This is a genomic window from Deltaproteobacteria bacterium (genome assembly GCA_016875225.1).
Taxonomy (GTDB): Bacteria; Myxococcota_A; UBA9160; order SZUA-336; family SZUA-336; genus VGRW01.
The window spans coordinates 14,443-30,994 of sequence record VGRW01000019.1 but is presented as its reverse complement, the minus strand read 5'-3'; the positions used below and the strand labels follow the sequence as shown (position 1 = coordinate 30,994).

Genomic DNA, 16,552 nt, shown 5'->3' with positions numbered 1-16,552 from the left:
GATGAACCGCTACGGCATGACGATCCCGCTCGACGGAGTCCCGCTCGCCGAGCAGCGCGAGTGGATCCACGAGCTCGAGCAGCTCGGCTACACCGACCTCTGGTCGGCCGAGGCCGGCGGCTACGACGGGCTGACGCCGCTGGCGCTCGCGTCGATCTGGGCGCCTAACCTGCGGCTCGGCGTCGCGATCCTGCCCGCATTCACGCGCGGACCGGGGCTCATGGCGATGAGCGTCGCCTCGATGTGCCAGGCCGCGCCCGGCCGCTTCGTCGTCGGCATCGGCACCTCGTCGGACGTGATCGTCGAGAAGTGGAACGGCATTCCCTTCACCAAGCCCTACCAGCGCGTGCGCGACACGGTGAAGTTCCTGCGCAAGGCGCTGGCGGGCGAGAAGATCAGCGAGGAGTTCGAGAGCTTCTCGGTTCAGGGCTTCCGACTGGGCGTGAAGCTCGAGACCCAGCCGAAGATCCTGGTTGCGGCGCTGCGCCAGGGGATGCTGCGCCTGGCCGGCCGGGTGGGCGACGGCGCGATCATCAACTGGCTCTCCGCCGACGACGTGAAGAAGGTCGCGCCGATCGTCCGCGAGGCCGGGCCCGACAAGGAGATCGTCGCGCGCATCTTCGTCGCGCCGAATCCCGACAAGGCGCAGGTGCGCGCGATGGCCAAGTTCGCGATCGCCGCGTACCTGAACGTTCCCGTCTACGCCGCGTTCCACGAGTGGCTCGGGCGCGGGCCGAAGCTCGCGGCGATGTGGGAGGCGTGGAAGAAGGGCGACCGGAAGGCGGCGATCGCCGCGATTCCCGACGAGGTCGTGGACGAGCTGATCGTCCACGGCACGCCCGAGGAGTGCCGCGCGCACATCCAGCGCTACGTCGACGCGGGTGTGGACACGCCGGCGCTCGCGATCCTGCCGCTGGGCATCGACGCGCGCCAGGCGACGCGCGATCTCGCGCCGTTCAAGGCGAGGGCGCACCGATGAGCGCGAACGTCCAGACCGTCACGGGTCCGATCGCGCCCGAGCAGCTCGGACGCACGCTGATGCACGAGCACGTTCTGGTCGGCTACGCGGGCTGGGAGGCGGACTGGATCCGACCCGGCCCGTCCCGCCGCGAGATGATCGCGCGCGCGGTCGACAAGCTCGAGGAGATCAAGGCCGAGGGGATCACCTCGATCGTCGACCCGTGCCCCTGCGACCTCGGCCGCGACATCGAGCTCACCGCCGAGGTCGCGCAGCGCGCGCGCTTCCAGATCGTCGCGGCCACCGGGCTCTACTACGAGTCCGAGGGCGGGGCGGCGCACTGGAAGACGCGCTCGGCGTTCGGCGGCGCCCAGGACGAGGCGATGGCCGAGCTGTTCATCCGCGAGCTCGAGCAGGGCGTCGCAAGCACCGGGATCAAGCCGGGAATCATCAAGGTGGCCTCTGGCTTCGCCGCGATCACCGACTACGAGACGTCGGTGATGCGCGCGGCCGCGAAGGCGTCGGTCGTCACCGGAGCGCCGATCACCACGCACACCGATCGCGGCACGATGGGGCCGGAGCAGCAGGGCATCCTGACCGGCGCAGGCGCCGCGCCGAACCGGATCGTGATCGGCCACTCCTGCGGAACGTCCGACGCCGCGTACCACGACCGCCTGGTCGCCGGCGGCACCTACCTCGGCTTCGACCGCTTCGGGCTCGACCTGATCCATCCGGACGCGCAGCGCGTCGAGTCGCTGCTGCGGCTGATCCGGCGCGGCGCGGGCGAGCGCGTGGTGGTTTCGCACGACACCGTCTGGTGCTGGCGCGGCCAGCCGATCGCGAAGTCTCTGCTCGACGAGATCGAGAAGGTGTGGACGCCGTCGCACTTCACGCGCCGGATCGTGCCGCGCCTGCTCGATGGCGGCGCGACCAAGGACGACGTCGAGAATCTGCTCGTGCACAATCCGCGGCGCTTCTTCGCCGGCGAGAAGCTGCCCGCACTGCCCTGAGAGGCGTGGGAGATCGCATGCGCGTGCTCTTGATCAATCCCTCGTACCCGTTCGAGGAGTTCCCACGGCTGCTCGTGACGCTTCCGTACGTCGCTTCGGCGCTGCGGGCCGAGGGGCACGAGGTGGAGATCCTCGACCTGATGCTCGCGCGCACCACGCCCGAGAAGATCGAGCGGCGCATGTCGCGCTTCCGGCCGCAGGTGGTGGGAATCACGTCGGTGACGCTCAATCACCACATCGCCTCCGCGATCGCCGAGGTCGTGCGCAAGTGCGACGGCGCGGTACCCGTGGTGATGGGCGGGCCGCACGTCTCCTTCGCGATCGAGGAGAGCTTCCGCGATCTGTCGGCGCTCGACTACATCGCCATCAACGAGGGCGAGCACACCATGATCGAGCTGGTGCGCGCGCTCGAGGGCCGGATGGACCTGCGCGACGTGCGCGGGCTCGCGCTCCGCGACGGCGACCGCATCCGCCGCACCCCCCCGCGCGGCTACGTGGACGACCTCGATCGGCTGCCGGGACCGGCGCGCGATCTCGTGCCGCTCGCGCGCTATCTGGCCTTCGACAGCCACGCCAGCGTGATCACGAGCCGCGGCTGCCCGTACGCCTGTGTGTTCTGCTCCGCGCCACAGCGGACCGACCGGCAGGTGCGCTACCGAAATCCGACGCTATGCGTGGACGAGATCTGCGAGCTCGCGGACCTAGGCTTCACGGAGATCTCGATCGAGGACGATCTCTTCACGCTCTACCGCAGCCACTTCCTCGCCGTCTGCGGCGAGCTGGAGCGCCGCAACACGGGAATCCGCTGGAACGCGTTCTCGCGCGTGGACACGATCAGCCCGGAGGTCGTCGAGACGATGGCGCGCGCGGGATGCCAGGCGATCTGCTTCGGCGTCGAGAGCGGGAGCCAGGAAATCCTCGACCTGGTGAAGAAGAAGTCGAACCTGGCCAAGGTGAAGGAGGCGATGCGAATGACGCAGGCCGCCGGGATCAGCGCGCTCGCGTCGTTCATCATCGGGCTGCCCGGCGAGACCGAGGAGAGCCTGCGCAAGACGGTCGAGTTCGCAGGCGAGCTGCACTCCGAGTTCGGCTCGCTCTACGGCTTCCACATCCTGGCGCCGTTCCCCGGCACCGAGGTGCGCGAGCGCGCCGCCGAGTACGGGCTCGAGATCCTCACGGACGACTGGACGAAGTACGACGCGAACCACGTCGTGACGCGCACGAGGGGCGCCTCGACCGAGGCGATCCAGCGCGTCGCCGACGAATACGACGACACGATGCAGCGCTACCTCGCGTACCAGGACCACCTGTTCGCGAGAGACCAGCTGCCTGCATTCGAGCGCAAGATGTATCTGCGGCGGCTGCGGCAGCAGCTGCTCTGGAAGCTCCTGCTCGACGACGTGATCGAGGGGCTCCCCGCGTTCCGCGGGGATGCCGTCGGAGGGCTCGTCTCGGCCGTGGTCGATGCGGCGAGCGTGAAGCCCGAGTTCGCGGCCGCGGAGCTCGACCGCGTGCTCGCGCTCGGAGCGCTCGTGCGCCGGGAAACGCCGCAGGGCACGCGCTTTGCCTGGTCGGAGTGAGGTGAACGATGGAAGCACTGCTCGCGCGAATCGGTCCGCTCTCGCATGCCCTGCTGCGCATCTCCTCGGGGCTGATGTTCGGCTGCCACGGGGCGCAGAAGCTCTTCGGGGCCTTCGGCGGCCACGGGGGAAATCCCGGCGCCACCGCAAAGCTCTTCACGCTGATCTGGTTCGGCGGCGTGATCGAGCTCGTCGGCGGCGCGCTCGTGATGCTCGGCGTGCGCGCGAGGATCGCGGCGTTCCTCTGCAGCGGGCAGATGGCCGTCGCGTACTTCATGTTCCACCAGTCGCGGGGAGCGCTGCCGATCCAGAACGGCGGAGAGCTCGCGGCGCTGTACGCGTTCGTGTTCCTGTTCATCGCCGCGATGGGACCGGGCCCGCTCGCGCTGGAGCGCGGGCGCTGAGCTCGGGCGAGGTGATCGCCGTGAGTCGCAGCGCGACCCACACGATGGCGAAGCCCACGCGCTCGAGCATCCGACTCGAGCCGGGGCTCGGCGTCGCGGGTGACGCGCACCACGGAGTGACCGTGAAGCACCGCTCGCGCGTGGCGCGCGATCCGAGCCAGCCGAATCTCCGCCAGGTCCACCTGATCCACGCCGAGCTCTTCGACGAGCTCGCCGTGCAGGGCTTCGAGATCGCGCCCGGGCAGATGGGCGAGAACGTGACGACGCGAGGGATCGGGCTGCTCGATCTGCCCGTAGGTGCGCGCCTCCGGCTGGGTCACGACGCCGTCGTCGAGCTGACCGGCCTGCGCAACCCGTGCCCGCAGCTCGACGGGATCGCGAAGGGTCTGATGGCGGCGACGCTGGCTCGCGACGCGGCCGGCCGGCTCGTGCGCAAGGCGGGCGTCATGAGCGTCGTGATCGCGGGCGGGGACGTGCGGGCGGGGGATTCGATCGCGGTCGAGCTCCCGGCCGCGCCGCGTCGCGATCTCGAGCCGGTCTGAGATCGGAGGAGGTCGCATTGCCGGATCACCCGCGAAGCCTCGAACCCGGCGACGTGCGTGCCTTTCGCGAGGCCGTGGTGCGCCGGCACATGGAGTCGGAGAACGAGCACGACTTCGACACCACGCTCGCGACGTTCTCTCACCCGCGCTACGAGCTGATCGCGACCGGACAGGTGCACGACGGAGAGGCGGCGGTGCGCGAGTACTTCCGCGCCTCGCGCAGCAGCTTTCCGGACCAGCGCAACGAGCTGATCTCGCTTCGCCACGCCGACGACGCGGTGATCGTGGAGCTCTGGCTGCTCGGCACCCACCTGGGGCGCCTCGGCGCGCTCGAGCCGACCGGTCGCGCGTTCCGCACGCGAATGATGGCCTTCTTCATCTTCGACGACGACGGAATCGTCTGCGAGCGGGTGTACTTCAACCCAGGCGACATCCTGCGACAAATCTCGGTGTAGCTCGCCGCGAGGGTGCTAGGATCCAGCCGGAGGTGGAGGCATGAAGCTCGTCCGAATTCTCACGGTTGCGCTGGCCTTGTTCGCGTTTTCGGCCTGCCAGGAGAAGAGCGCGGTGGAGAAGGCGGAGGACGCGGTGAACGACGCGCTCGACCGGCGACCCGCCGAAGGCGTGCAGGACGCCGTCGAAGAGGCGTCGGATGCGGCTCAGGAAGCCGCGAAGAAGGCCGAGGAGGTCGCGAAGGAAGCGGCGAGGAAGGCGGCGGAAGCCACGCAGTAGCTGCGCGCGCCGCGCGCCACGACTACGGGCCCGAGGTCAGGAGCGCTCTTGCGCGCTCGAGCAGGGGAACGATCGAGCGGCCCGTGATCTCCCAGAGCGGGTCGTGGCGCTTGCCGCGCCGGTGCAGGCCCAGGTTCAGGCCGGTGATGATCGCGAACTTGTACGCGGCGAGCGCGCGGAACCAGCCGAGGTCGGGAAGCGGGTCGCCCCAGGCGCGTGCGTAGAGCGCGATCAGCTCGTCGGCGGGGATCAGGATCGGCGTCGGAGCTGCGTCGCTCGCCCAGGCCAGGGGATCGTTGAACGTGGCGACCCATCCGACATCGTTCAGTGTCGCTCCGATTCCGCAAAGCTCCCAATCGATCACCGCGAGCAGCCGGCCGTCCGGCGACCAGAACGTGTTCATCCAGTTGTAGTCGCCGTGGAACAGGCCGATCGGCGCGTCTTCGGGCAGACGCGCCAGGAGCTTCGCGCGCACCTCCGGCTGAAGCCGCATGGACTCCGGGTCGGCCGCGCGCTCGACGAAGCGGTCCCAGCGGACGACGTCGTCCTCGAACGGAACCGGCGCGCCCAGGTAATCGAGCTTGGCGCGCCAATCGACGCGGTGGATGTTCGCGAGCGCCGTCATCGCGCGCCGGGCCATCTCGCGGCGCTGCGTCTCGCCGAGCTTCTCGCCCCACTGGCCTGGGCCGAAGCGGAGCACGTCGCCCTCGAGCTTCGGCACCACGAAGTAGGGACGGCCGAACCAGCCCAGATCCGCGCCGGCCCACTTCACCGAGCAGTGCGGAACCGGGCCTCCGTCGAGCGCGCGAAGTACCGCGACCTGGCGCAGCACGTCGGCCGTCCCCTTCCACTGCACGTTCGGGGGCGGCAGGCGCAGGAACCAGCTCTCCTTGCTCCCGCGCGAGACCACCGAGAATCCGTAGGCGAAGCCGGCGTGGCCGGGCATCTTGTGCACGTCGCGGACCGAGGCCTCCGGGTCGGAGTAGTTCTCGCGCGCGAACGGCGCAAGGCGTTCCTCGAGCTCGACCAGCTCCATGCTTCGCTCCTCCGTCGGCATCTTAGCCGAGGGCTGGTTGCGGGCTGTCCCTCGCCTTACCCTGCGCCCGCACCATGAACGCGCGTCGCATCCGTTGCTCCACCGCCGCCGGCCTGAGCTGCGCCGTGCTCGCGCTCGCGGGCTGCCTCGGCGCGCCCGTCGGCGTCTCGCCCGCCGACCCGACCTCGATCCAGCGCGAGCTGACCTCGAACGTGCTGAACTCGGGCGAGCCGAGCCTGCTCTCGACGCAGGTCCTGCAGCGGCAGAATCTCTACGAGCGCTGGCGTCGCGAGCCGCGCGTCGCGCTCGAGGTCCTGCACCGGCGCATCGGCGACGCCGGCGCGCAGTACCGCCTGTTCGCGCTCTCCGAGCTCTCCTACGCGCACGCGCAAGCCTCCGGCGACCGCAGCTACTACCTGGCCGCGGCCGTCTACGCCTACGCGCTGCTGTTTCCGGGCGACGGCGATTCGGCGCCGCTCGGGGCGAGCGACCCGCGGGTTCGCGTCGCATGCGATCTGTACAATCGCGCGCTCGCCGAGGGGCTGAGGGCCGCCGGCCGCAGCACGCTCGAGCTCGAATCGGGGCCGCGCATCCTGCCGTTCGGCGTGCTCGACGTGGCGCTGCAGAGCGACGGGCTCGAGTGGGCGGGGTACCGGCTCGAGGAGCTGGTCCCCGCCGCCGACCTGCGGGTGCGCGGCCTGCGCAATCGCTACCGGCGCGCGGGGATCGGCGCGCCGTTGGTCGCGCGCGTGGCGCCGGGCCAGGTCGAGCGTCAGGAAGCCGCGAACCGGCGCATCCCCGATCTGGTCAAGGTGCCGATCACCGCGTTCCTGCGGCTCGAGATGCCGCGGGCGGATCTGAGCGACGGCTGGCTCGCGGGAACGCTCGAGCTCTACTCGCAGGACGACGTGCTCGAGGTCGAGGTCGACGGCGTCGCCTGGCCGCTCGAGTTCGAGACCAGCTCGGCGCTCGCCTACATGCTCGGCGATTCGCCCTGGTGGGATTTCGAGCTCGCGGGCTTCCTGTCCGGCGCGTTCCGACCGAACGCGCAGAGCGGCGCGGACGACGACGGTCTGCTGCTCGTGCATCCCTACCGGCCCGGCCGGATTCCGATCGTGCTGGTACACGGAACGGCGTCGAGCCCCGCGCGCTGGGCCGATCTGGTGAACGAGCTCGAGATCGACCGCGAGATCTGGGACCACTACCAAGTCTGGCTGTACATGTACAACACCGGAAACCCGATCGGGTACTCCGCCGGTCTGCTGCGTCACGCGCTCGAGAGCGCGCTGCGCGAGCTCGATCCGCTCGGGACCGACGCGGCGCTGCGGCGGATGGTCGTGATCGGACACAGCCAGGGAGGGCTTCTGACCAAGCTCACCGCGGTCGACAGCGGCGACCGCTTCTGGAAGCTCACGGCGAAGCGATCGATCGACGAGCTGCAGATGAACGACGAGACGCGCGAGGTCCTGCGCCGCTCCGCGTTCTTCACGCCGGAGCCGTTCGTGAAACGCGTGATCTTCGTCTGCACGCCGCACCGCGGCAGCTATCTGGCGGGGATGACGCTCGGGCGGATCGCTAGCTCGCTCGTCTCGCTGCCGAGCGAGCTCACCGGACGCATGGTCGAGGTGGTGACGATGAACCGGGGCGCCCGCGCGCTGCGCTCCTTCGACACGATTCCGACGAGCATCGACAACATGGCTCCGTCGAGCGGGTTCATCCGCACGCTGGCCGCGCTGCCGATTGCCCCCGGCATCGCCGCGAACTCGATCATCGCGGTGGACGACACCGACGAGCTCGACGAGGCGAGCGACGGCGTGGTCCGGTACACGAGCGCGCACATCGAAGGCGTCGAGTCCGAGAAGATCATCCGGTCCGGTCACTCGGCGCAGGGCAATCCGACGGCGATCGAGGAGATCCGTCGGATCCTCCTGCGGCACCTTCACGAAACGGAGCCCGAGCTCAGTCTCCCAGAACGAAGCCCGTGAGCGCCTTCTCGAACGCTTCCGGATTGTCGAGCATGACCGAGTGACCGGCGCGCGCGATGGTCTCCAGCACGGCGTTCGGAATCACGTCGTCCACCATCTTGTCCGCGACTTCGGCGCTCATCACGTCGGACGCCGCGCCGCGCACGACCAGCGCGGGGCAGGGCAGCTTCGCGAGCGCCGCCCAGAGGTGTTTCGCCTCCTGCTCGGACCAGGCCGCGAGCTCCTCCGCAGAGACGTTCGCTCGCGCCTTCGTGAACGCCGGGTCGAGCTTCAGCTCGAAGCGCCCGTCGCCGCGCGGGCGCGTCCAGTGCACGGCGAGCTTCGCCAGGATCTCGGGGCGGGTCGCGGCGTATTGACGCTGGAGCACGCGCTCGTAGTCCGCGACGCTGGCGAACGACCAGTCCTGCTGCTTCACGTCGAGGCTGATCCTCGTGGTGCCGCGCGCGTCGAGATCTGGAGCGGAGTCCACGATCACCAGCCCCGCGAGCTTCTCGGGAAACAGCCCGGCGAAGCGCATCGCGACGCGCCCGCCGAGCGAGTGGCCGACGATCACCGCGCGGCTCGCGCCCAGTGACTCGATCGCCGCGTTCGCGTCGCGCGCCATCGTCTCGTGGTCCCAGCGGCCTTCGGGATCGCGGTCCGAGTCACCGTGTCCGCGCTGATCGAGTGCGACGACGCGGTAGTGCGGCGCGAGCACCGGAGCGACCCAGTCCCAGACGTGGGCGTCGTTCGAGAAGCCGTGCAGGAACAGCAGCAGCGTCCCTTCACGGCTCCACTCGAGCGCGTGCAGGTGGAGGCCATGCGTGCCGGGCAAACGGATCGAGCGTGGTTCCATCGCGCAATGCTACCTCAGTCGATGCCCCCCGGGTCGATCCCGCGCGCCCGGAGCCGCGCCCGCGCGCGACGGCGCAGCTCGCCGACCGCGGCATGCGTGCGCTCGCGAAGCAGAGCCCGGTCCTCGGTGCCTAGACCCTCGACGGGGATCGGCGCCCCGATCTCGAGCGCGACGGAGCCGCGCCGGACCCAGATCGTATCCGGGCGCCAGATCGGGAAGGTCCCCGCGACCGCGACCGGCAGGATCGGCAGGCCGAAGTCGAGCGCGGTCGCGAACGCGCCCATCTTGAACGGGCCGAACGACCCGTCGCGCGAGCGGTTGCCCTCGGCGAAGAACAGGATCGAGACCTCCGGATCGCGCTCGGACATTCCCTCCTGCAGCCGTTTCACGTCCCCGCCGGTGCGCGTGCGCTCGACCGGGATGTTCCCGGTGCGGCGCAGCGCGGGGCCGAAGACGGGGATCTTCAGCAGCTGCGTCTTCATCACGAAGCGGATCACCAGGTCGGGAAGCGAGGCCATGATCGTGGGCGGATCCCAGTTGCTCTCGTGATTCGAGACCACGACGTACGCCTGGCCGGCCGCGAGATTCTCGATCCCGTGCCGCTCGACGTCTGTGCCGGCGACGAAGAGGCTCGAGCGTGAGAAGTCGCGGTAGCAGCGGTTCGCTGCACGGGGGCTCGCGCCGCAGAACGAGTAGACGAGCGCGGCCGCGCTCCAGAAGATCAGATTCGCCGGGAGCAGCGCGAGCACCAGCAGTCCTCGCGGCAGGTCGCGAATGCGCTCCGGTCCCGACATTCCGCGCCAGATTAGCGCGATGGCCGCACGCGAGCCTCCCGTTCATAATGCGCCGGTGAAGCGCCTGAAGTTCTGGGGCTGGGGCTACGAGGACGAGGGGCCCGACGAGGCGGCGCGGGCGCGCCTCGCGCGCGGCCTCGGCGAGCGCTTCGGGCGCTCCGACCTCGCGCCGGTTCCGTACCCGCAGATCTCCGAGATCTCGCTGCCAGCGCCGCGCGTGCGCGCGCCCGCTGCGCTCGCCGAGATCCTGAGCGACGAGCCTTGGGAGCGCGCGCGTCACGCGCACGGCCAGGGCTACCGCGACATCGTCCGCACGTTGCGGCGCGAGTTCCTCACGCCGCCCGACCTGGTGGCGTTTCCCCGGAACGAGACCGAGATCCAGTCACTGCTCGACTTCTGCTCGCGCGAGCGGCTGGCGGCGGTGCCGTTCGGCGGCGGATCGAGCGTGGTGGGCGGCGTCGGGACCGACGTGGGCGGCGACTACCGCGGGGTGATCACGGTCGATCTAGGGCGCATGGATCGCGTGCTCGAGGTCGATCGAGCGTCGCGCGCCGCGCGAATCCAGGCAGGCGTGTTCGGGCCGGCGCTGGAGGACCAGCTGCGCCCGCACGGCCTCACGCTGCGCCACTTCCCGCAGTCGTTCGAGTTCAGCTCGCTCGGCGGCTGGATCGCGACCCGCAGCGGCGGCCACTTCGCCACGCACTACACGCACATCGACGAGTTCGTCGAGGCGCTTCGCGTGGTGACACCGTCGGGTGTGATCGAGACGCGAAGGCTCCCGGGCTCCGGCGCAGGACCGTCCGCGGACCGGTTCTTCATCGGGTCCGAGGGGACGCTGGGCGTGATCTCCGAGGCGTGGATGCGGCTCCAGGATCGGCCGACGCTGCGCGCGAACGCGAGCGTCCGCTTCGCGAAGTTCGAGGCGGGTGTCGCGGCGGTCCGCGCGCTCGGCCAGTCGGGGCTCGAGCCCGCGAATTGCCGTTTGCTCGATCCCGGAGAGGCGGCGACGTCGGCCGGTGCCACCGGCGGGGACTCGATCCTGGTGCTCGGCTTCGAGTCGGCCGACCACGCGCTCGACGCATGGATCGCGCGCGCCGTCGAGATCTGCCGGGACCACGGCGGGATCGTGCCCGACGACGCGGTCCGCACGCGTTCCGACGCGGGCGCCTCGCGCGAGGGCGCGGCCGGCGCGTGGCGCAACGCATTCATCGGAGCGCCGTACGTTCGCGACGCGCTGATCGCGATCGGGATCTTCTGCGAGACCTTCGAGACCGCGGTCACCTGGAATCGCTTCGATCGCCTGCACGCGCGCTTGATGAGCGAGGTCCGCGACACACTCGTGCGGCTCTGCGGCGCGGGCTCGATCACCTGTCGCTTCACGCACGTCTACCCCGACGGTCCGGCGCCGTACTACTCCATGCTCGCGCCCGCGCCTCGCGGCGGCGAGCTCGAGCTCTGGGACGAGGTGAAGCGCGTCGCGGGAGAGATCATCCTGGCCGAGGGCGGAACCATCACCCACCACCACGCGGTCGGACGCGATCACCGCAGCTGGTTCGATCGCGAGCGGCCGGACGGATTCGCGCGGGTGTTGCGCGCGGCGAAGGCCGAGCTCGATCCCGCGTGGGTGCTGAATCCCGGTGTGCTCTTCGATCGGAATCGAGACGGCCACCGAACTGGAGGAACCTGAGATGTCCGACGGCTACGAAACACTGCTCGTCACGCGCGAGCCCGGCGGCCTGGTCTTCTGCACGCTGAACCGACCCCGGGCGCTGAACGCGATGAGCCCGAAGCTCATCGACGAGCTGCACGCGTTTCTGGACGAGCTCCACGACGATACGGATGCGCGTCTGGTGATCCTGCGCGGCGCGGGGCGGGGATTCTGCTCGGGTCTCGATCTGCGCGAGCAGGCCGGCGGCGGCGCGACCGTGAGGCCCAGCGTCTCGGCCAGCCTGCGCGGCCAGCACAAGATCGCCGAGCTCGTGATCAAGATGCGGCGCGTCCCGCAGCCGTTCATCGCGCTGGTGCACGGCGCGGCTGCGGGCGGCGGCTTCGCGCTCGTGCTCGCGAGCGACATCCGCATCGCCGGCGAGAGCGCGCGGATGAACGCCGCGTTCATCCGCATTGGCCTGGGCGCGTGCGACATCGGGTCGTCGTACTTCCTGCCGCGGATCGTCGGCGCGTCGGTCGCCTCGGAGCTCCTGCTCACCGGAAACTTCATCGAAGCGCCGCGCGCGCTGCAGACGGGCCTGGTCTCGCGCGTGGTGCCCGACGCGGAGCTCGAGCGCGCCGGGCGCGAGATGGCCGAGGCGATCCTGCGCAACTCCCCGGTCGGCGTCCGTCTCACCAAGGACTGCCTGAACTGGAGCGTCGACGCGCCGACGCTCGAAGCGGCGATCGCGATGGAGGACCGCAACCAGATCCTCGCCAGCCAGAGCGGAGATTTTCGCGAGGGCGTGCGCGCCTTCCTGGAGAAGCGCCCGCCCAAGTACTCCGGCGACTGACGAGCCCACTCTCGGACGCCGGATCGAGTAGGATTTCGCCGAACAAGAGAAGGAAGGCTTCGCGATGGACTTCGAGCCGAGCGAGAAGGTCAAGGAAATCCAGCGGCAGCTCGATCGCTTCATGGACGAGTACGTCTACCCGGCCGAGCGCGTGGCGATGGAGCAGGTCGAGGCGTCGGGCAATCCCCACCACATGCCCGAGATCATCGTCGAGCTTGCGGCGAAGGCGAAGAAGATCGGGCTATGGAATCTGTTCCTGCCCGACGCCGAGCACGGCGCGGGGCTCACCAATCTCGAGTACGCGCCGCTCGCCGAGATCATGGGCCGCAGCGGCATCGCCTCGCGGATCTTCAACTGCGCGGCGCCCGACACGGGCAACATGGAGATCCTGGCGCAGTTCGGGAGCGACGCGCAGAAGAAGAAGTACCTGCAGCCGATGCTCGACGGCGAGATCCGCTCCTGCTTCTCGATGACCGAGCCCGAGGTCTCCAGCGCCGATCCGACGCAGCTTCAGACGCTCGCCAAGCGCGACGGCGACAGCTACGTGCTGAACGGCCACAAGTGGTTCACGTCGGGCGCGATCGGCTCGGAGTTCGCGATCGTGATGGCGGTGACCGATCCATCGGCGCCGCCGCACCAGCGCGCGAGCATGATCCTGGTGCCGACGACGACGCCCGGCTTCAAGATCGTGCGCTCGGTCTCGGTGATGGGGCACTCCGGCGGCGGCGGCCACTGCGAGATCCGATACGAGGACTGCCGCGTTCCGGTCGACAATCGACTCGGCCCCGAAGGGGCGGGCTTCGCGATCGCGCAGGCGCGCCTGGGCCCGGGACGGATCCATCACTGCATGCGCTGCATCGGCGGCTCGCAGCGGGCCTACGAGATCATGGTGAACTACGCGGCGAACCGGAAGGTCGGCGGCGAGCCGCTCGGCACCAAGCAGTTCGTCCAGGAGTTCATCGCGACCTCGAAGATGGAGATCGACCAGGCGCGTCTGTTCACGCTCTACACCGCCTGGAAGATGGACACCGTCGGCAAGAAGGAGGCCGCGCAGGAGATCTCGATGGTGAAAGTGATCGCGGCGAACCTGCTGATGGACGTCTGCGACCGCTCGATCCAGGTGATGGGATCGCTCGGCGTCTCCGACGACACACCGGTCGCCTCGATGTGGCGCAACGGCCGCTCGCTGCGGATCGCCGACGGCCCGGACGAGGTCCACAAGATGGTGATCGCCCGCCGCGAGCTGAAGCGCTGGGCGGGGCTCTCGGTGCGCTAGCGCCTGTCTATCTCTCCCGCTCGATCGCCAGGTAGAGCGTCCCGTCGCCGCGCTGAACCAGGAGCACGGCGGAGGATTCGTCCTTCGCCAGTGCTTCCTTCAGCTGCTTCGGCGAGCCGACCGCCGTGCGGTTCGCCTCGATGATCACGTCGCCGGCTCGCAGCCCGGCGCGCGCGGCGGCGGACTCGGGCTCGACCGCGGAGACGACGACGCCCTTCGATCCGATCGAGAGGCCGAGCTGGCCCGCGATCTCCTCGTTCATCGCCTGGACCTCGAAGCCCCAGTTCATCTCGGAGGACTCGTCGCTGGCGGGCTGGATCTCCTCGTCCTTCATCTTCTCGAGGGTGGCTTTCAGCTTGCGCGGCTTGCCGTCGCGGAGCACCTGCACCTCGACCGCGCTGCCGGGAGGCGTCGAGGCGACGATTCGCGGCAGGTCGTCGTAGTCTTCGATCGGCTTGCCGTCGAAGCTCGTGATCACGTCGCCGCGCTCGATCTTCGCCTTCGAAGCCGGGCTGTTCTCGAAGACTTGGCCGACCAGAGCGCCCTTGGCGTTCTCGATCTCGAAGGTCTTCGCGAGCGCCGGGGTGACGCGCTGGATCTGCACGCCCAGCCAGCCGCGCGTCACCGATCCGTGCTCCAGAAGCTGTGGCAGCAGGCTCTTCGCCATGTTGATCGGAATCGCGAAGCCGATGCCCTGTCCGTTCGCGGCGATCGCCGTGTTGATGCCGACGACGCGTCCCTTCATGTCGATCAGCGGGCCGCCTGAGTTTCCGGGGTTGATGCTCGCGTCGGTCTGCAGGAAGTCGTCGTAGGGCCCGGCGATCTGCTCGCCGCCGAAGTTCGAGCGACCCTTCGCGGAGAGGATCCCGACGGTCACGGTGTGGTCGAGGCCGAAGGGATTTCCGATCGCCATGACCCAGCTGCCGACCCGCAGGCCGTCGGAGTCGCCGAGCGGAACCGCGCGCAGTGGCTTCGGGGCTTCGACCTTGATCAGCGCCAGATCCGTCTTCGGATCGCGGCCGACCACCTTCGCCTCGAGCTCGGTCCCGTCCTCGAAGACCGCGACCATCTTCTCGGCGTTCTCGACCACGTGGTTGTTCGTGACGATCAGCCCCTCGCCCGAGACCACGAAGCCGGAGCCCGACGATGGCACGCTGAACTCGCGCGGCCCCTTCTTACGGGGCTTCCCCCCCGGCCGCTGCTGCCCGAAGAACTCCTCGAAGAGCTCCTCGGGGCCGCTGCGGAGCGTCTGCTTGCGCTCGACCTTGATGTTGACCACCGCGGGCGAGACGTTCTCCGCCAGATCCGCGAGCGAGTCCGGTCGCGCGGATGCGTCGCCCGGCTCGCCCTCGGTCCAGAAGGGCTTCGACAGCTCCGCGCGCGCGCTCGGCGCGAGCGGCGTGGCTGCGGCGACGCAGAGCGCCAGGGCTCCGATCGCGATCGGACGGAGTGCGGAAAGACCGGACATCGATTCTTCTCCCTTGGGTTCGGGGCTTCGGTTCACCAGAGCTCGAGCATCACGCTGCCGTACTGCTGGCCGCGCTGCACCACGACTACGACGCCGTCCTGGCCGAGAATCTTCGGGATCGCCCGCCGGAGCGCGCTTAGTTCATCGATCCGATCGCGGCCGATCTGAAGCACGAGATCGCCGGGGCGAAGTCCGCGCGCCTCCGCGGCGCTGTGCGGGATCACGCGTGCGACGAACATCCCGCGCTCCGCGCGAATCCCGTGCCGGCGAGCCAGCGCGTCGCTGCGGTCGGCGAGCTCGAGTCCGAGCAGAATCTGCGCGAACTCGTCGGCGCGAGTCTCGGGGAATTTCTCGGCTTCGACCTCGAGCGAGAGGCGAGCTCCCGCGCGGGCGAGCGCGAGCTTCACGGGCTGGCCGACCGTGAGGCTGCGCGCGATCTCGTAGAAGTCGCGGCGGGTGCGGATCGGCGTTCCGTCGACCATCTCGAGCACGTCGCCCCGGCGCACGTCCGCCGCCGAGGCCGGCGAGCCCTCGTAGACGCTCGAGATCAGCACTCCCGCCGCCGCGCCGACGTCGAGCGCCTCGCGCAGCTTCGGGGTGAGCTCCTGCAGCCAGATGCCGAGCCAGGCGGGAACGACCTCGCCGTGGCGGATCAGGTCGTCCACGATGCGGCGCGCGCGGTTGATCGGAATCGCAAAGCCGATGCCCTGGGCGTTTCCGAGGATCGCCGTGTTGATCCCGATCACCTCGCCGTCCAGGTTGAGCAAGGGGCCGCCCGAGTTCCCGGGATTGATGCTGGCATCGGTCTGCAGGAAGCCGTGGTACTCGCGTCCGTCGCCGCGGATCGAGCGGTTCACGGCCGACAGCACGCCGGTCGTGACGGTGTGGTTCAGCCCGAAGGGGTTTCCGATCGCGACCACGGTCTCTCCGATCATCACCTCGTCGGAGTCGCCCAGCTTCGGGGCGGGGAGCAACTCGTTCGCGTGGACGAGCACGACCGCGAGGTCGCTGGCCGGATCGCCGCCGACCAGCTCTGCGTCGAAACTGCGCCCGTCCGCCAGGCTGACCCGGATCTGCGTCGCTCCCGCGAGCACGTGTTCGTTGGTGAGCACGTAGCCGTCGCTGTTGATGATCACGCCGGTGCCCAGGCTCTGGGTCGTGCTCGGTCGCGGGTTCATGAAGCGGCGGAAGAACTCGTCGAAGAAGGGGTCGCCGCGGACGAACGGATTGCCGCTGTCCGCGACCTGCTGCGTGGAGATGATGTTCACGGTCGAGGGAGCCCCGCTCTCGGCGGCCGCGACCACGGGAGTCCGCCGCGACGCCTGGTTCGCGTGCGCGTCCGCGCAGAGGGCGCACGCGATCAGGGTGATCAGGAACAACCGCGCCATAATGGGAATTCCGGTGGGGACGCTAGGCCAGGCGCCGGATTTT

The 16,552-nt window shown here is 69.6% G+C and carries 16 protein-coding genes; 11 read left to right on the top strand and 5 right to left on the bottom strand.

Going from position 1 to position 16,552, the window contains the following annotated elements:
- The first annotated feature begins 1 nt into the window (after window position 1).
- From FJ108_07075 to FJ108_07045, 7 genes are all read left to right on the top strand, one after another.
- Window positions 2–979, top strand: coding sequence for an LLM class F420-dependent oxidoreductase (locus FJ108_07075; protein ID MBM4335659.1), 978 nt, complete (start codon window positions 2–4; stop codon window positions 977–979).
- Window positions 976–1,968 (top strand): phosphotriesterase-related protein, encoded by a 993-nt coding sequence (locus tag FJ108_07070; protein ID MBM4335658.1) that lies wholly within the window; start codon window positions 976–978, stop codon window positions 1,966–1,968. Before FJ108_07075 ends, FJ108_07070 begins: the two co-directional genes overlap by 4 nt.
- 17 nt (window positions 1,969–1,985) lie before the next feature.
- Complete coding sequence (locus FJ108_07065; protein ID MBM4335657.1) at window positions 1,986–3,548, top strand: radical SAM protein; 1,563 nt, start codon at window positions 1,986–1,988, stop codon at window positions 3,546–3,548.
- 8 nt (window positions 3,549–3,556) lie between these two features.
- Entirely contained in the window at window positions 3,557–3,952 is a 396-nt protein-coding gene (locus FJ108_07060) for a DoxX family protein (GenBank protein MBM4335656.1), read from the top strand.
- 11 nt (window positions 3,953–3,963) lie between these two features.
- Entirely contained in the window at window positions 3,964–4,494 is a 531-nt protein-coding gene (locus tag FJ108_07055; GenBank protein MBM4335655.1) for an MOSC domain-containing protein, read from the top strand.
- Window positions 4,495–4,583: 89 nt separating this feature from the next.
- Entirely contained in the window at window positions 4,584–4,949 is a 366-nt protein-coding gene (locus tag FJ108_07050) for a hypothetical protein (GenBank protein ID MBM4335654.1), read from the top strand.
- Window positions 4,950–4,989: 40 nt separating this feature from the next.
- The gene (locus tag FJ108_07045; protein ID MBM4335653.1) at window positions 4,990–5,226 is read left to right on the top strand and encodes a hypothetical protein; all 237 of its coding nucleotides are present in this window, start codon (window positions 4,990–4,992) and stop codon (window positions 5,224–5,226) included.
- A 22-nt stretch (window positions 5,227–5,248) separates the two neighbouring features.
- Here the strand turns inward: FJ108_07045 and FJ108_07040 are convergent, their stop codons facing one another.
- On the bottom strand, window positions 5,249–6,772 hold the full coding sequence (locus FJ108_07040) for a phosphotransferase family protein (protein MBM4335652.1): 1,524 nt from the start codon (window positions 6,770–6,772) through the stop codon (window positions 5,249–5,251).
- Window positions 6,773–6,867: 95 nt separating this feature from the next.
- Between FJ108_07040 and FJ108_07035 the strand changes: the two genes are divergently transcribed.
- Window positions 6,868–8,247: an alpha/beta hydrolase gene (locus FJ108_07035; GenBank protein ID MBM4335651.1), complete on the top strand. Its 1,380-nt coding sequence runs from the start codon at window positions 6,868–6,870 to the stop codon at window positions 8,245–8,247.
- Here FJ108_07035 and FJ108_07030 read toward each other — a convergent pair.
- Both FJ108_07030 and FJ108_07025 read right to left on the bottom strand, forming a co-directional pair.
- Window positions 8,222–9,082: an alpha/beta hydrolase gene (locus tag FJ108_07030; protein ID MBM4335650.1), complete on the bottom strand. Its 861-nt coding sequence runs from the start codon at window positions 9,080–9,082 to the stop codon at window positions 8,222–8,224. The two genes, FJ108_07035 and FJ108_07030, sit on opposite strands and share 26 nt — an antisense overlap.
- A gap of 14 nt (window positions 9,083–9,096) precedes the next feature.
- The gene (locus FJ108_07025) at window positions 9,097–9,876 is read right to left on the bottom strand and encodes a 1-acyl-sn-glycerol-3-phosphate acyltransferase (GenBank protein MBM4335649.1); all 780 of its coding nucleotides are present in this window, start codon (window positions 9,874–9,876) and stop codon (window positions 9,097–9,099) included.
- 19 nt (window positions 9,877–9,895) lie between these two features.
- Here FJ108_07025 and FJ108_07020 point away from each other — a divergent pair, with 19 nt between their 5' ends.
- The 3 genes from FJ108_07020 to FJ108_07010 all read left to right on the top strand — a co-directional run bounded on the left by FJ108_07020 (window position 9,896) and on the right by FJ108_07010 (window position 13,653).
- The gene (locus FJ108_07020) at window positions 9,896–11,563 is read left to right on the top strand and encodes an FAD-binding oxidoreductase (protein MBM4335648.1); all 1,668 of its coding nucleotides are present in this window, start codon (window positions 9,896–9,898) and stop codon (window positions 11,561–11,563) included.
- Between the two features lies 1 nt (window position 11,564).
- On the top strand, window positions 11,565–12,377 hold the full coding sequence (locus tag FJ108_07015; protein ID MBM4335647.1) for an enoyl-CoA hydratase/isomerase family protein: 813 nt from the start codon (window positions 11,565–11,567) through the stop codon (window positions 12,375–12,377).
- Window positions 12,378–12,441: 64 nt separating this feature from the next.
- A complete protein-coding gene (locus FJ108_07010; GenBank protein MBM4335646.1) occupies window positions 12,442–13,653 on the top strand; it encodes an acyl-CoA dehydrogenase in 1,212 nt (403 codons plus the stop codon).
- A gap of 7 nt (window positions 13,654–13,660) precedes the next feature.
- On the opposite strand, the gene FJ108_07005 is transcribed toward FJ108_07010, so the two are convergent.
- Window positions 13,661–15,121, bottom strand: coding sequence for a DegQ family serine endoprotease (locus FJ108_07005; GenBank protein ID MBM4335645.1), 1,461 nt, complete (start codon window positions 15,119–15,121; stop codon window positions 13,661–13,663).
- Between the two features lie 32 nt (window positions 15,122–15,153).
- Window positions 15,154–16,509: a PDZ domain-containing protein gene (locus tag FJ108_07000; GenBank protein MBM4335644.1), complete on the bottom strand. Its 1,356-nt coding sequence runs from the start codon at window positions 16,507–16,509 to the stop codon at window positions 15,154–15,156.
- Between the last annotated feature and the right edge of the window lie 43 nt (window positions 16,510–16,552).

What these genes read in the sequence shown, in the direction of transcription:
- FJ108_07070 (MBM4335658.1), top strand. Translation starts at nt 976, where the DNA reads ATGAGCGCGAACGTCCAGACCGTCACGGGTCCGATCGCGCCCGAGCAG.
- FJ108_07050 (MBM4335654.1), top strand. Translation starts at nt 4,584, where the DNA reads ATGGAGTCGGAGAACGAGCACGACTTCGACACCACGCTCGCGACGTTC.
- FJ108_07045 (MBM4335653.1), top strand. Translation starts at nt 4,990, where the DNA reads ATGAAGCTCGTCCGAATTCTCACGGTTGCGCTGGCCTTGTTCGCGTTT.
- FJ108_07030 (MBM4335650.1), bottom strand. Translation starts at nt 9,082, where the DNA reads ATGGAACCACGCTCGATCCGTTTGCCCGGCACGCATGGCCTCCACCTG.
- FJ108_07025 (MBM4335649.1), bottom strand. Translation starts at nt 9,876, where the DNA reads ATGTCGGGACCGGAGCGCATTCGCGACCTGCCGCGAGGACTGCTGGTG.
- FJ108_07015 (MBM4335647.1), top strand. Translation starts at nt 11,565, where the DNA reads ATGTCCGACGGCTACGAAACACTGCTCGTCACGCGCGAGCCCGGCGGC.
- FJ108_07000 (MBM4335644.1), bottom strand. Translation starts at nt 16,509, where the DNA reads ATGGCGCGGTTGTTCCTGATCACCCTGATCGCGTGCGCCCTCTGCGCG.
- FJ108_07020 (MBM4335648.1), top strand. Translation starts at nt 9,896, where the DNA reads ATGGCCGCACGCGAGCCTCCCGTTCATAATGCGCCGGTGAAGCGCCTG.
- FJ108_07075 (MBM4335659.1), top strand. Translation starts at nt 2, where the DNA reads ATGAACCGCTACGGCATGACGATCCCGCTCGACGGAGTCCCGCTCGCC.
- FJ108_07010 (MBM4335646.1), top strand. Translation starts at nt 12,442, where the DNA reads ATGGACTTCGAGCCGAGCGAGAAGGTCAAGGAAATCCAGCGGCAGCTC.
- FJ108_07065 (MBM4335657.1), top strand. Translation starts at nt 1,986, where the DNA reads ATGCGCGTGCTCTTGATCAATCCCTCGTACCCGTTCGAGGAGTTCCCA.
- FJ108_07005 (MBM4335645.1), bottom strand. Translation starts at nt 15,121, where the DNA reads ATGTCCGGTCTTTCCGCACTCCGTCCGATCGCGATCGGAGCCCTGGCG.
- FJ108_07060 (MBM4335656.1), top strand. Translation starts at nt 3,557, where the DNA reads ATGGAAGCACTGCTCGCGCGAATCGGTCCGCTCTCGCATGCCCTGCTG.
- FJ108_07040 (MBM4335652.1), bottom strand. Translation starts at nt 6,772, where the DNA reads ATGCGACGCGAACCCGCGGGTCGCTCGCCCCGAGCGGCGCCGAATCGC.